Source organism: Microbacterium sp. CIAB417 (assembly GCF_022788845.1).
The window spans coordinates 363,304-378,183 of sequence record NZ_JAHZUT010000001.1; the positions used below are offsets into that span (position 1 = coordinate 363,304).

Consider the following 14,880-nt stretch of genomic DNA (forward strand, 5'->3'; position numbering starts at 1 on the left):
CAGTGGCATCATCGCGCCACATACGTCACACTGGTCACATGTCTCGACGTGCCCCACGCTCTCGAAACGTGCCCCGGATCGCCCGAACGATCACGGTCTTCGCCGCTGCCACAGCGGTCATCCTCGGCACGGTGCTCCCTGTTTCCGCCGCGACGGCGGCGAGCGCGCCGACCGGGATCGGAGGCGCCTCGGTCAGCCGGGTGGCCGGGGATCCTGTCTCGAGCGGGATCGTCAAGACGTCTCTCGCCGGGTTCAAGGCCGGCAACATCATCAGCGATGTCGTGTTCACGGACGAGAGCACGATGACCGAGGCGCAGATCCAGTCGTTCCTCAACGGCAAGGTGAAGACGTGCCGTTCCGGCTACACGTGCCTGAAGGATCTGCGGATCCCGACGCAGTCCAAGGCGGCAGACAAGTACTGTTCCGCATACAGCGGCTCGTCCAGTGAGTCGGCTGCGCGCATCATCTACAAGGTGGCCCGCGCCTGCAACATCAATCCTCAGGTGCTGATCGTCATGCTCCAGAAGGAGCAGGGGCTCGTGACGCACACGTGGCCGAGCGACTGGCGCTACAACGCGGCGATGGGACAGGCGTGCCCCGACACCGCCCCGTGCGACGTCAAGTTCGCCGGGTTCTTCGCACAGGTCTACGGTGCCGCGCGGCAGATGCAGCTCTACATGGAGGGTCGCTACTTCACCTGGTACGCGCCCGGCAAGACCTGGAACATCCTCTACCACCCGAACGCATCGTGCGGACGCGCACCGGTGTACGTCGCGAACAAGGCGACGTCCGCGCTGTACTACTACACCCCGTACCAGCCGAACGCTGCCGCGATGCGGGCCGGATACGGCACGGGTGACTCCTGCTCGAGCTACGGCAACCGCAACTTCTACAACTACTTCACGGACTGGTTCGGTTCGACGCAGACTCCGGCGATGACGCCGAGTGGCGCGATCGCCACGGAATGGAAGCGGATGGGGGGTGCATCCGGAGCCCTGGGCAATCCGGCGGCGCCCGTCCAGGTGGTCACGGACCCGAACGGAAACGGCCGGGCGCAGAAGTTCACCGGCGGGTGGATCCACTCCTCGTCCGCAGGCACGTACTCCTCGCTGACTCCGATCATGACGGCCTACAGCGCCGCCGGATGGCTGCGGGGCGACCTCGGATGGCCGGCGACTCAGACCAGTTGCGTCGGCGGCCTCTGCACTCAGGGTTTCGCCGGCGGGCTCATCTCCTACGCGAGCGGGAAGAGCGCGACCGCCACCTTCGAGATCACGCCGGGCGCCATCGACAAGGAGTACGCCGCGCGGGGCGGCGCGAGCGGGTTCCTCGGGAAGGCGCTCGCCGGCGTGCAGGCCGTGTCGGATGCGAACGGGATCGGCCTGGCACGGAAGTACGCCGGCGGCTGGATCCACACGTCCGAGGCAGGAACGTTCTCGTCGTCGTCAAAGATCATGACGGGGTACAGCGCGGCCGGATGGCTGCGCGGGTTCCTCGGATGGCCGGCCAAGGCCGAGCAGACCGTCACGGACCCGAATGGCAACGGGGTCGCGCAGCAGTTCGAAGGCGGCTGGGTCCACTCGTCGGCCAAGGGGTCGTTCGCCTCGTCCACCAGCATCATGACCGCATACAGCGGTGCAGGCTGGCTGCGCGGCGAGCTCGGATGGCCCACGAGCACGGAGAGCTGCACCGGCCAAGCATGCGTTCAGACGTTTGCGGGCGGCGTGATCAGTTATCTCAAAGGCAAGGCAGCTGTGGTTGCGAAGGGAGTGACGCCGGCTGCCATCACGAAGGCGGCCTCGGCGCAGACCTCGGTGACGGGGTCCCTCGGTCAGGCGCAGCCGGTGCAGATCGTGGCCGATCCGAACGGCTCTGGCCTGGCGCAGAAGTTCGCCAACGGATGGGTGCACTCCTCCGACCATGGGACCTTCGTGTCGTCGTCGACGATCATGACGGCCTACAGCAAGGCGGGATGGCTGCGCGGGAAGCTGGGTTGGCCGGTCGGCGTGGAAAGCTGCTCGGGGACGGTCTGCTCGCAGTCCTTCGAAGGTGGCACTATCGCCTACACGCAGGGCAAAGCCGCAGTGACGATGTATGGCGTCGCGCACGAGGCGGTAACTGCGTTGCGTTCGGCGCAGACGAGCGCGCTCGGGAAGGCGGCTCTTCCGGTTCAGGTCGTGTCGGACGCCAACGGGAACGGTCTGGCGCGCAAGTACGCGAACGGCTGGATGCACGCGTCGGATCGCGGGACCTTCTCGTCCTCGGCGAAGATCATGGCCGGATACAGCGCCGCAGGCTGGCTGCGCGGATTCCTCGGATGGCCGGTCGCCGCTGAGCAGACGGTCACCGACGCGAACGGCAACGGAGTCGCCCAGCAGTTCGAGGGCGGGTGGATCCACTCCTCGGGGAAGGGGACGTACACGTCCACGTCGACGATCATGAAGGCGTACAGTGACGCGGGCTGGGTCCGTGGAGGACTCGGCTGGCCCGTGGGCGCCGAATTCTGCACAGGCAACGCCTGCGCCCAGCAATTCGCCGGAGGCGTGATCGGCTACACCAAGGGTCAGGCCGCTGTGGCGACCGTCGGCGCGACGGCGGCCGCGATCACCGCGGCCGCCACGAAGCAGACGGCCGTCACCGGGTCTCTCGGCAAAGCACAGGCATCCGTTCAGGTGGTGGCGGACCCCAACGGGGCCGGCCTGGCCCAGAAGTACGCGAAGGGCTGGGTGCATTCGTCCGCCCGAGGCACCTTCGTGTCGTCCTCGACGATCATGACGGCCTACAGCAAGGCGGGATGGCTGCGCGGCAAGCTGGGCTGGCCCACGAGCGCCGAGACCTGCACCGCGACGGCATGCACGCAGTCCTTCGAAGGAGGTACGATCTCCTACGCGCCGGGCAAGCCGGCCACGGTCGCGTACAAGTGAGCCGTGGGCGTGAGCGACTACAGTGGAACGCATGAAGGTACTGCTCACAGGAGCTGACGGATTCATCGGATCGCACCTCGCGGAGCAGCTCGTTCGGGATGGTCATGACGTCCGTGCGCTGGTCCTCTACAACTCGTTCGATTCACGCGGCTGGCTCGACGGTGTCGACGAGGAGATCGCGCGCGAGATCGAGTTCCTCCCCGGCGATGTGCGTGATCCGGCCCTGATGATGTCGGCGGTCGCGGACCGCGATGCCGTGCTGCACCTGGCGGCGCTCATCGCGATCCCGTACTCCTATGCGGCACCGGACCTGTACGTGCAGACGAACATCCAGGGCACGCTGAACCTGCTCAACGCTGCGCGCGCTGCCGGGGTGTCCCGTTTCATCCACACCTCGACCAGCGAGGTGTACGGAACGGCGCGCTACGTGCCGATGGACGAGGGACACCCGCTCCAGGGGCAGTCGCCGTACTCGGCGTCGAAGATCGCCGCGGACCAGATGGTCAACGCCTATCACGCCTCGTTCGGTCTGCCGACCGTGACGATCCGGCCCTTCAACACGTTCGGCCCCCGCCAGTCCGCCCGCGCCGTGATCCCCACGATCATCAGCCAGCTCGCTGCGGGCAAGCGCGAGATCCAGCTCGGTGCGCTGACGCCCACACGCGACTTCACCTACGTCCCCGACACCGTGTCAGGCTTCACCGCGGCGCTCACCAGCACCGCCGGCGTCGGCGAGGTCATCAACCTCGGCGTCGGTTTCGAGGTTTCGATCGGTCAGACCTTCGAGCTCATCGCCGAGGCCATGGGCGTCGATGCCGTCGCCACGGAGGATCCCGCGCGCCTGCGACCGGCGAACTCCGAGGTCGAACGGCTCTTCTCGGACAACTCGAAGGCGCGCGAGCTGCTGGGATGGCAGCCCCGGTTCGACGGCGTGGACGGGTTCCGTGAGGGGCTGCGCGTCACGGCGGACTGGTTCACCGACCCGTCGAACCTCGCGCGTTACCGCACCGACGCCTACGTCGTATGAGCATCGAGCAGGAGATCGTCCAGGCGATCCGCGACGTCGTCGGGGACGCGGACTTCGTCGGGCTGCACGTTCCCGACATCGCGGACCGCGAGAAGAAGCGCGTCCTGGAGTGCCTCGACTCGACCTTCGTCTCGAGCGTCGGCGCATTCGTCACCGAATTCGAGCAGGGGATCGCCGATTTCGCGGGTTCCGCTCACGGCATCGCGGTGTCCAACGGCACATCGGCGCTTCAGGTGGCGCTCCAGCTCGCCGGCGTCGGCGCGGGTGATGACGTGATCGTCCCCAGCCTGTCCTTCGTCGCCACGGCCAACGCCGTCGTCCATGCGGGTGCGCAGCCGTACTTCGTGGACAGCGATGAGGAGACGCTCGGGATGTCCGTCGAGTCCGTGGCCGAGGTGCTGCGCACGGCACGGACGACGCCGGAGGGGGTCGTCAACCACGCAACCGGACGTCGCATCGGTGCGATCGTGCCCATGCACACTCTCGGCCACCCCCTTCGGATCGCCGAACTCATCGAGCTCGCCGCGGAGTACGGGATCCCGGTCGTCGAGGATGCGGCGGAGTCGCTCGGCAGTCGCGTGGGTCCCCGGCACACCGGGACGTTCGGGGCGCTCGGCATCGTCAGCTTCAACGGCAACAAGATCCTCACCACCGGCGGCGGCGGCATGATCCTCACCGACGACGACGAGCTCGCCCGGCGTGCCCGGCATCTCACAACGACCGCCAAGCTGCCGCACCGCTGGGAGTTCGAGCACGACGAGGTCGCGTTCAACTACCGGATGCCGAATCTCAACGCCGCGCTCGGTGTCGCCCAGCTCGAACGCCTCCCCGAGTTCCTGACGGCGAAGCGGCGACTGGCAGCGCACTATCAAGAGAGGTTCTCCGACGTCGCCGGCGTCGAGTTCCTGGTGGAACCACGGGGGACCGAGAGCAACTACTGGCTGTGCGCGGTGCGTGTCGACGGCGGGCGCGAAGAGCGCGACGCCGTGCTCGAGGCGACCAACGCCGCGGGCCTCCAGTGCCGGCCGTTCTGGAATCTGCTGCATGACCAGGCGGCCTTCCGCGATCTGCCGCACGCTCCCGTACCGGTCGCGGAAGCGCTGCATGCCCGCACCGTGTGCATCCCCAGCTCCCCAGCGCTGGCGGCGATGTGATCACGGTCGCCGTCCTCACCGGCACCCGCGCGGATTACGGTCTGCTGCGCGGACTGCTGTCGGCGATTGACGCCGAACCGAAGCTTCAGCTGCAGTTGATCGTGACGGGGACGCACCTCAGCGACGCGTTCGGTCGTACCGTGTCCGAGATCGAGCGCGACGGCTTCGAGATCTCCGCCACCGTGCCGATCTGGTCCGCCGGCGACGGTCCGCTCGACGCCGCCGCAGACGTCGGCCGTGCGCTGCCGGGGTACGCTCGAGCGCTCGAAGAACTCGACCCGGACGTCCTGGTGGTGCTGGGCGACCGGCTGGAGGCGTTCGCCGCGGCGACGGCGGCGACCATCCTGTCCGTGCCCGTCGCGCACATCCACGGGGGTGAACGGACCGAGGGTGCCATGGACGACGCGCTGCGCCACTCGATCACGAAGATGTCGTACCTGCACTTCGCATCCACGGAGGAGCACCGACGACGCATCATCCAGATGGGCGAGCAGCCCGAGCGGGTCTTCTTCGTCGGCGCGCCCATCGTCGACGCGCTGTCCGTGCTCGAGCTGCTGCCCCGGGAGGCGGTCGAAGACCGCTTCGGCGTCCGGCTTCCCGCCCCCACGGCGCTGGTCACCTTCCACCCCGCCGTGATGGACGTCGCTCCGCCTCAGCATCTCGTGGACGAGATGCTGGCGGCACTGCTGGAGGTAGAGGGCCTGCATGTCGTCATCACCGGATCGAACTCCGACATCGGCACCGCCGATGTGCGCGCGCGCATCGCCGCCTTCGTCGCAGACAATCCGGACCGGGTGGACTTCATCGAGTCGTTCGGACAGCTCGGGTATCTGAGCGCGATGCGTGCGGCATCGGTCGTCGTCGGCAACTCCTCGAGCACCGTGCTCGAGGCGCCGGTTCTCGGGGTGCCGTCCGTGCTCATCGGCGACCGCCAGCGCGGACGTCCCCTGGCGGAGAGCGTCGCAACACCCGTGCCCCACAGGGACCGGATCGCAGAGGCCGTGCGCTCGGCGATCCGGCACGATGCGAACGGTGCCGGGACGGAGATCTTCGGCACCCCCGGGTTCGCGCCGCGCGTCGCGACGGCGTTGCGCGACATGCCGATCCCGCGTCCGCCGCGCAAGTCCTTCTACGACATCGGAGGAGAATCCGCCCATGACTGACCGTGTGTTCGTGATCGCCGAAGCCGGGGTGAACCACAACGGATCGCTCGACACCGCGAAGGAGCTCGTGGATCTGGCCGCATCCGCCGGCGCCGATGCCGTGAAGTTCCAGACCTTCTCCGCCGACAATCTGGCCATGGAGAGCGCGGCGCTGGCCGACTACCAGCGTCTTTCCGACAGCGACGCGCGCACGCAGCACGACCTGCTCCGGGAGCTGGAGCTCAGTCACGAAGAGTTCCGCGCCCTCCGCGCGCACTGCGATTCGCGCGGCATCGCCTTCCTCTCCACGGCGTTCGACCTCGAAGGCCTCGATTTCCTCGTCACGGAACTCGGCATCCCGCTGGTGAAGATCGCCTCCGGCGATCTCACATTCGCGCCTCTGCTGGTCGCCGCGGGACGCACAGGGCTGCCCGTGATCCTGTCGACCGGGATGGCGGATCTGGCAGAGATCGACAGGGCACTGCGGTTCATCGCGGCCGGCGTCGCGCAGGCGCACGGCGCGATCGAGCGCTCCGAGAGGCTCACGGCCGACGTGCTGGAGCAGGCATGGCGACGCCGGGACGAGTTCGTGGATTTCGCGCAGCACGTGACGATCTTCCACTGCACCACCCAGTACCCCGCCGCGGACGAGAACCTCGATCTGCGTGCGATGCAGACCATCGCATCGACGTTCGGTCACCGCGTGGGCTATTCCGACCACTCCCTGGGCTCTCTCGCCTCGGTGCTCGCCGTCGGGCTCGGGGCCATCGCCGTCGAGAAGCACTTCACCTTCGACATCCACGCCGAAGGACCCGACCACGCGGCATCCCTGGACCCGGACGGCCTGCACGCGTACGTCGCCGACCTCCGTCGCGTCCCCGCGATGCTGGGATCCGCTCAGAAACGCTGTCAGCCGGTCGAAGCAGGTAACCGTGCGGTCGTCCGGCGCAGTCTGGTGGCGACTCGGGACATCGCTGCGGGAGCGGTGATCACCGAGGAGGACGTTGCCTGCTATCGTCCCGCGTCCGGGCGCACCTCGTTCGACTACTGGGAGATCGTCGGCTCGACGGCATCCCGGTCGTATCGCCGCGGTGATCTGATCGATGACTGACCTGATCCTTCTCGGGGGCGGCGGCCACGCCCGTTCGGTGCTGGCCGCGCTCGAGCAGGCCGGGAGCGGCGTCCTGGGGTATGTCGCCCCTGAGCCCGGCTCGCTCGGCGAGCTTCCTCATCTCGGTGACGACTCCGTCCTGGCCGAATTCGGACCCGAACGGGTCGCGCTCGTGAACGGTCTCGGTTCCGCCGGCTCGACGCGCGCGCGACGCGAACTGCACGAGCGCGTGATCTCGGACGGCTACACGGTCGTCGACGTCGTCCATCCGCGGGCCTTCATCGACTCGGGTGTCCCGCTCGGCGGCGGGGTCCACGTGCTCGCGAACGCGGTGGTCAACGTGGGCGCGGTGCTCGGAGACGGAGCTCTCATCAACACCGGGGCCATCATCGAACACGACTGCGTGATCGGTGCGCACGCGCACGTGGCGCCGGGTGCCGTGCTCGGTGGTGCCGTGCGCGTGGGAGCCGGCGCACACGTGGGCCTCGGTTCCCGCGTGCTCCAGGGCGTCACGATAGGGTCGGGGAGTGTCATCGGCGCGGGGGCTGTCGTGCTCTCCGACGTGCCCGATGGCGTCACCGTCGTCGGCGTCCCGGCACGACCGATCCGGAAGTGAAGGACGAGCAGCCATGATCGACAGGGCGGACCTCACGGTCGCTCCCGAGACCAGCATCCGGGTGGCACTCGAGCGTCTGGATCGCAGCCGACTGCAGGTCGTCTTCGTCGAGGACGCCGCCGGACGCCTGGTCGGAGCCGTCAGTGACGGGGACATCCGCCGAGGACTCCTCGCCGGCGCCGTGCTGGACGACCATGTCTCCGGCATCATGAATTCGGGGCCCGCTGCGGTCGCGCCGACCGCGAGCCAGGACGCCGTGGATGAGCTGAAGGAGCAGCGCGGCATCCGCGTCGTCGCGGTCGTCGATGACGGCGGCAGGCTCGTGGATGTCGTGGGGGAGGGCGAATCCATCGGTACCCCGCTGTCCACGCCCGTGGTGCTCATGGCCGGAGGCCGCGGTCAGCGTCTGTATCCGATCACGAAGGACATCCCCAAGCCGCTCGTGCCGCTCGGCGATGTGCCGATGATCGACATCATCCTCGGACGCCTGCGCGAGCAGGGGTTCCGGCGCGTGCACGTCTCCGTCAATCACCTCGGACACCTGATCGAGGCGCACCTCGGAGACGGATCGCGCCACGGCCTCGAGATCACCTACCTGCACGAGCCGATGCCTCTCGGCACCGCGGGAGCGATCGCGCAGCTCCGAGATCGGATCGGTGAGGACTTCGTCGTCATGAACTCCGACCTGCTCACGCAGGTGGACCTGCGGCGCATGCTCGCGTTCCACAGCGCGACCGGGGCCGTCGCGACGATCGGCGCGCGAGAGTACGGTTTCGAGATCCCTTACGGTGTGATCCGACGCGAGGGGGACAGAGTGACCGGCCTCGCCGAGAAGCCGTACCACAGCGAGCTCGTCAGCGCCGGCATCTACGTTCTGGCTCCCGATGCCCTCGGACTGCTGGAGCAGGATGAGTACTGCGACATGCCGACGCTGCTGGCGCGCCTCATGGACGACGCTCGGCGCGTGAGCTCGTTCGAGATTCGTGAAGAGTGGATCGACGTCGGGCGTCCAGAGGATCTGGAACGCGCCCGGCAGGCCTGGGAGAGGAACGGACGATGAGGATCTGCACGATCACCGTGCGCGCGGGCTCGAAGGGCGTGCCGGGCAAGAACCTGCGGGTCGTCGCGGGTCGTCCGCTGTTCGGGCATTCCGTCGTCCAGGCCGTGCGGTCAGGGCTGTTCGACGAGGTCGTCGTGTCGAGCGACTCCGAGGAGATCCTGGCTCTGGCTCCCGGTTTCGGTGCGACCGGAGTCGTGCGTCGTCCGGCCGAGATGGCGACCGACACCGCGGGAAAGGTCCCTGCGATCGCTCACGCGGTGCGCGCGACGGAGGAGCGCACGGGCGCGACCTACGACGTGTGCGTCGACCTCGACGCCACGAGCCCGCTGCGCACCGTCGACGATATCCGGGCCGCGGTCGCGATGTTCGAGAAGGAGCGGCCGGAATCGCTCATCACGGGCGTCGAGGCGCGCCGGAACCCGTACTTCAACCTCGTCGAGGAGCAGCCGGACGGCACGGTGGCCGTGAGCAAGAAGCCGGACGACGCCGTCCTGCGCCGCCAGGACGCGCCGCGATGCTTCGACATGAACGGTTCGATCTATGTCTGGAGTCGCGAGGCGCTGCTCGAAGACCAGGTCGTGTTCTTCCCCTCGACGATCCTCTACGAGATGCCGCCCGAGCGCTCGACGGACGTCGACAGCGAGTTCGACTTCCGGGTCGTGGAATGGCTCATGGCGCAGAGGGATGACCTGTGAGTGCGGACGCCGCAGACCTCGACGCGCGCACGTCCGGGGCGATGAAGGCCATCCTCGACCTCGAGGATGCCGCGCCGGACGAGTTGCTTGAGATTCTGCCAGGTGCCACGGTCCCGTTCTGGGCGCATGTGCGCATGCAGATCTTCTGGCAGTTGTCGCAGCAGCACACCGGGAGCGTTGCTGTGGCGAGCACGAGCCAGTGGACCCGATGGGCTGAGGCGAAGCGGGTCGCACGTGGCTTCCTCCCGAACAGATGGGATGCGGTTCGAAGGGCGAAGCAGCACGATGTCTGCTTCTATGTGGCGGGCGGGACCCTTTCGAAGGAGGGTGACCGCGCTCGCAACTGGCTTGTGGATGACTTCGCCGAAGCGACTGAGGGTGCGATGGTCGTGCAAGTGCGTCCGTTGCCGTCGGCTCTGGGAAACCCCACATTTCGACCGACGCTGAGCATGGAATCGGCGACGGCGCGGTCGCGCTGGCGTGCCAGGGGCACGTCGTTGCGACCGGAGACGGACCGCGGCATGGATGTTCTGCTCCGCGCCTTCGCCCGCAGGCTCCAGCAGCCCGAAGACGCGTTCGTCGATATCGGACGACGGACCCGGCGTACCGAACTTCTGCGTCCGTTCCAGACCGACGAGTTGCGTCGGTTGCTCGAACGCATGAGTCCGCGGATCGTCTTCTTCGACAACGGCTCCTATACGTACCACGGCGAGTCGGTGGCAGCGATGAAGGATTTCGGTGCCTATGTCGTCGAACCGCAACACGGCTGGATCGGACCGTCGCATGCGGCCTACAACTACGGGAAGGTTTTCGAGGAGGCGAGCTTGAGACGCGCGCTTCCCGATGAGGTCCTCACCTTCGGCGATTACTGGTCGACATCGATCAGGCACCCCGGACGCGTGACGACGATCGGCAAACCGCATCTGGAACGGCAGGCGGCCAAGGCACGCGAGCATCGGTCGAGTCGCGTCCTCGTGGTCTCTTCTCGCACAGACCCCGAGCGCACGGACGCCTATGTCACAGCCCTTCGTTCCGCCCTCGGAAGCAGCTGGTCGATCGCCTTCCGGCCTCATCCTGGAGAACGTGCCGAGACAGATCGGCGGTACCCTCTGCTGTCCGCCGACACAGACATCACCGTCGATGTCGAACCGGACGTGTACGAGTCGCTGAAAGAATCCGCGGTCGTGATCGGCGAGGCCAGCACCGTGCTGTTCGAGGCGCGAGCATTCGGCTGTCAGGTCATCGCGCGCGACAGCGCCTTCGCCGACACCGTGATCGGGGGACTCTTCGGGCCGCGTGTCACCAATGCAGAGGAGACGGCGGCACGAGTGACGGCGATTGCTTCGACGGGAGCGGTCGAGCCCGTCTCCGACCCCACGATCTGGGCACCGAATTCCATCGCGACGTACAAACTCTGGCTCGCCGACGCGCGTCGACGTGTGTCCCAGGCTGTCTGACCTAGAATGACCACATCCCCGTGGCGGCTCCCGCTGCCGCGCGCCGAATGAGTGGGCCTGTGACCGATACCCGAGATCTCTTCACCGTCGTCCCGCGTTCCGAATTCGACACCCCGGGCAAGAGCCGCGGGCTGATCGACGTGGTGCGCTGGCGCTATCTGCTGAACCTGCTGGTCCGCACCGGGGTGACCACTCGATACCGCAACTCGGTGCTGGGCTGGACCTGGTCGTACGTTCGGCCTGCCGCGCAGTTCCTGGTGTTCTGGGTCGTGCTCGGTCTCTTCATGAACCTCGATCGCGGCATCCCGAACTATGCGGTGTACCTGTTCTCCGGGATCGTCGTCATCAACCTCTTCTCCGAGGGGTTCAAGAACGCGACCACCTCGATCGTCGGCAATGCGCCACTGGTGCGCAAGGTGTTCCTGCCTCGGCAGCTCTTCGCCGTCTCCGCCGTGATCGTCGCCTTCGTGCACTTCCTGCCCCAGGTCGGGCTCCTGCTCATCGTGTGCCTGCTGCTGGGCTGGGTCTCGCACATCACGATCATGTCGGTGCTCGCGATCCTGGCGGGCATGCTCATCGTGATGCTCTTCTCGCTGGGGCTGGGGCTGTTCTTCGGCGCGATCAACGTGCGGTTCCGGGATGCCGAGAACATCGTCGAGCTGATGCTCCTGCTGGCGACCTGGGCATCCCCTGTGCTGTACGCCTGGACGCAGGTGCAGGATGCGGTCGTGGAGACGCTCGGCTGGCCGCAGTGGCTCGTCGAGATCTACCTGCTCAACCCGATCACCCAGGGCGTCGAGCTGTTCCACTACGCGTTCTGGAGACCTGCCACCGAGGGGATGGTCTCGGCATCCGGATATGTCGGGGCCCAGCTCATGGACATCCCGCCCGGGCTCGCCTGGAACACCCTGTGGACGTTCCTCATCGCCCTCGGAACGCTGCTGTTCGGCCAGCTCGTCTTCCGGCGCCTCGAAGGAAGGTTCGCGCAAGACCTATGACCGATCAGACGGCGATCAGGCCCAGCATCATCATCGACGGCGTGCGCAAGCGATTCACGCTCAACCACGCCTTCTCCCTCAAGGACACGGTCGTGTCCTGGATCAAGCGACGCAAGCTCACGAGCGAGTTCGAGGCGCTCAAGGGCGTCGACCTCGTGATCGGCGAGGGCGAGTCTGTCGCGATCCTCGGCTTCAACGGGTCCGGCAAGTCGACGCTGCTCAAGCTCGTCTCGGGAGTGATGGAGCCCGACGACGGACAAGTGCTCACGCGTGGCCGGGTCGCGGGACTCATCGAGGTCGGTGCGGGGTTCCATCCCGAGCTCTCCGGTCGCGAGAACGTGTTCCTCAACGCCGCCATCCTCGGGATGAAGAAGCACGAGATCGAGGCCCGCTACGACGAGATCGTGGCCTTCAGCGAGATCGAGGAGTTCATCGACCAGGAGGTCAAGCACTATTCCTCGGGCATGTTCATGCGTCTCGCGTTCTCCGTCGCGATCCACGTCGAGCTCGATGTCCTCCTCGTCGACGAGATCCTCTCCGTCGGTGACGCACCGTTCCGCGAGAAGTGCCGGCTGAAGTTCGAAGAGCTCATCGCCCAGGGCAAGACCCTCGTCGTCGTCAGCCACGACATGGAGATGGTCCGCGAACTCTGCACCCGTGGCATCGTGATCAACAAGGGTCGCGTCGTGTACGACGGTGAGATCGAGGGCGCGATCGGGATGGTCGACGCGTGATCGGCGACTGGCTCGCACAGACGCCGGCACTGCTCGCCGCGATCCTCGTGGTGTTCGTTCCCGGCGTTCTCGCACTCTGGGGCGTCGGGCTGAGAGGTCTCGCGCTTCTCGCGGCCGCGCCCGTTTTCGGAGTCGCTGTCGTCGGTGTGACCGCCCTGGTATTCGGTGCCCTCGGCATCCCCTGGTCCCCGCTGAGCTGGGGGGGCGCCGCGCTCGTGCTCGTCGTCGTGGCGTGGGTGCTCGGCCGGCTGTTCGGAAATCGGCTTCCCCCGGCGGAATCCAGGGGCGCAACCTGGATCCTGCCGGTCGCGCTGGCGATCGGTGCCCTCTTCGGTATCTGGCGTCTCGCGGCGTATATCAGCGACCCGACCGCCCTTTCCCAGACCAATGATGCGGTGTTCCACATGAACGCCGTCCGATTCGCTCTGGAGACCGCCGACGCCTCCTCGCTGCATATCAACGCCGTGATCGGCGGGCGCAGCTTCTATCCAGCGGCCTGGCACGGAGTCGTGTCGCTGGTCGTGATGCTCACCGGGTCGCAGATCACCGTGGCGGTGAACATGCTCACGCTGGTCATCGGTGCGTTCATCTGGCCGCTGGGAATCGCATGGTTGACCAAGCAGATCACCGGGTCCATCACGATCTCCGCGTATGCCGCCGTCTTCTCGGGAGCGATGCAGGCGTTCCCGCTGCTCATGTTCCAGTGGGGGGTTCTCTTCCCGAATGCGCTGTCGACAGCCCTGATCCCGGCAGGCATCGCGATCGTGATGTCATTGCCTCGATGGAACCGGAACACCGATCGTGTGCGTGCCGGTTTCCGCACACTGCTGCTCGTCCTGCTCGTCATGGCGGCGCTTCTGCTTTCGCAGCCTGCGGCCTTGCTGCCGTGGGCGGCGATATGCGCGGTGTGGTTGACGTTCCACCTGCTCGGCGGCTCGAGCGGCGTTTCACGGCGAGTCGCGATCATCTCTGTGGTCGCGACCTGGGTCGCCCTCGTCGGAGTCTGGGCGTATCTTGCGCAGGGAACCAGCGGATCGCATTGGGGACCGTTCCGTGGAAAGCTCGAAGCGGTCCTCGACGTGATTCTGAACGGGCAGGTCACCCTTCCGTTCGCGTACGGGGTGAGCGTGCTCATGCTCCTCGGACTGGTCGTTGCCGTGCGACGCGCGTCGTATCGGTGGTTCGTCGTGGCCTGGCTCGGCATTTCGGGTCTGTACGTGCTCGTCGCAGCGGTGGGCAACCCGTTCATCCGTGAGCATGTGCTCGGTGCCTGGTACGCAGATCCATATCGGATTGCGGCGCTGGCTCCGATCGTCGTGATCCCGCTGGCCGCGATTGGTTTCGACGCGATCGTACGATGGGCGGCTCGCCTGTGGCGCGGCACAGCCACACCGCCTAAAGCGTCGGTCGTGAGCGCAATCGCTCTGATCGTCGCGGTCCTGGGGATGCTGGTGCTTGTGCTTCTGCGTTCCGTTGCGATGCCCCAGTACATGGATAGGACATTCGAACTCGACTCCCGATATGCCGCAGACCCTGAGCGCTTCGGATACCTCGATCCCGACGAGCGGGCACTGCTCGAGTCATTGGGGGAGTACGTCCCGGAAGGCGAACGCGTCATCGGAAACCCGGGGACCGGCAGCGGATTCGGGTACGTGCTCAGCGGATACGATGTGTTCCCGAGGACCTGGTCACCCCCGAACACCGAGGACTGGGCATTGATCGGTGAGAGCCTCCGCGACGCAGCCGAGGACCCGGACGTCTGCGACGCTCTCGAAACCTATGGTTCTCCGCAGTATGTGCTCGACTTCGGCCCCGGTGAAGAACGGGCCGGACGATGGCTGATGCCCGGCATGACGGACTTCGCCGAACAGGACGGCTTCGAACTCGTCGCCGAGCGGGGAGACGCGTCGCTGTGGCGTATCACGGCGTGCGCGGAGTGAGTCGACATCTCGAATCGGTAAG

12 protein-coding genes are annotated in these 14,880 nt (G+C 66.8%); all 12 read left to right on the forward strand.

Going from position 1 to position 14,880, the window contains the following annotated elements; translation table 11 throughout:
- The first annotated feature begins 68 nt into the window (after nt 1–68).
- The 12 genes from KYX17_RS01805 to KYX17_RS01860 are packed head-to-tail and all read left to right on the forward strand — an operon-like array spanning nt 69 to nt 14,858.
- Nucleotides 69–2,924, forward strand: a complete 2,856-nt coding sequence (locus KYX17_RS01805) for an LGFP repeat-containing protein (protein ID WP_243224827.1) — start codon at nt 69–71, stop codon at nt 2,922–2,924.
- A 31-nt stretch (nt 2,925–2,955) separates the two neighbouring features.
- Complete coding sequence (locus KYX17_RS01810) at nt 2,956–3,951, forward strand: GDP-mannose 4,6-dehydratase (RefSeq protein WP_243224828.1); 996 nt, start codon at nt 2,956–2,958, stop codon at nt 3,949–3,951.
- Nucleotides 3,948–5,105 (forward strand): LegC family aminotransferase, encoded by a 1,158-nt coding sequence (locus KYX17_RS01815; RefSeq protein WP_243224829.1) that lies wholly within the window; start codon nt 3,948–3,950, stop codon nt 5,103–5,105. Before KYX17_RS01810 ends, KYX17_RS01815 begins: the two co-directional genes overlap by 4 nt.
- A complete protein-coding gene (gene neuC, locus KYX17_RS01820) occupies nt 5,102–6,268 on the forward strand; it encodes a UDP-N-acetylglucosamine 2-epimerase (protein ID WP_243224830.1) in 1,167 nt (388 codons plus the stop codon). The genes KYX17_RS01815 and neuC overlap by 4 nt, the downstream gene beginning before the upstream one ends.
- The gene (locus KYX17_RS01825; RefSeq protein ID WP_243224831.1) at nt 6,261–7,358 is read left to right on the forward strand and encodes an N-acetylneuraminate synthase family protein; all 1,098 of its coding nucleotides are present in this window, start codon (nt 6,261–6,263) and stop codon (nt 7,356–7,358) included. The genes neuC and KYX17_RS01825 overlap by 8 nt, the downstream gene beginning before the upstream one ends.
- Nucleotides 7,351–7,974, forward strand: a complete 624-nt coding sequence (locus KYX17_RS01830; RefSeq protein WP_243224832.1) for an acetyltransferase — start codon at nt 7,351–7,353, stop codon at nt 7,972–7,974. Before KYX17_RS01825 ends, KYX17_RS01830 begins: the two co-directional genes overlap by 8 nt.
- A 13-nt stretch (nt 7,975–7,987) precedes the next feature.
- Nucleotides 7,988–9,034: a nucleotidyltransferase family protein gene (locus KYX17_RS01835; protein WP_243224833.1), complete on the forward strand. Its 1,047-nt coding sequence runs from the start codon at nt 7,988–7,990 to the stop codon at nt 9,032–9,034.
- On the forward strand, nt 9,031–9,729 hold the full coding sequence (locus KYX17_RS01840) for a cytidylyltransferase domain-containing protein (RefSeq protein WP_243224834.1): 699 nt from the start codon (nt 9,031–9,033) through the stop codon (nt 9,727–9,729). Before KYX17_RS01835 ends, KYX17_RS01840 begins: the two co-directional genes overlap by 4 nt.
- A gap of 41 nt (nt 9,730–9,770) precedes the next feature.
- Nucleotides 9,771–11,186, forward strand: a complete 1,416-nt coding sequence (locus KYX17_RS01845) for a hypothetical protein (RefSeq protein WP_243224835.1) — start codon at nt 9,771–9,773, stop codon at nt 11,184–11,186.
- Nucleotides 11,187–11,245: 59 nt separating this feature from the next.
- Nucleotides 11,246–12,184, forward strand: coding sequence for an ABC transporter permease (locus KYX17_RS01850; RefSeq protein WP_243224836.1), 939 nt, complete (start codon nt 11,246–11,248; stop codon nt 12,182–12,184).
- Nucleotides 12,181–12,918 carry an ABC transporter ATP-binding protein gene (locus KYX17_RS01855; protein ID WP_243224837.1) on the forward strand — a complete coding sequence of 246 codons (738 nt, stop codon included), beginning with the start codon at nt 12,181–12,183 and terminating at the stop codon, nt 12,916–12,918. Before KYX17_RS01850 ends, KYX17_RS01855 begins: the two co-directional genes overlap by 4 nt.
- Nucleotides 12,915–14,858, forward strand: a complete 1,944-nt coding sequence (locus KYX17_RS01860; RefSeq protein ID WP_243224838.1) for a DUF6541 family protein — start codon at nt 12,915–12,917, stop codon at nt 14,856–14,858. Before KYX17_RS01855 ends, KYX17_RS01860 begins: the two co-directional genes overlap by 4 nt.
- The last annotated feature ends 22 nt before the right edge of the window (nt 14,859–14,880 follow it).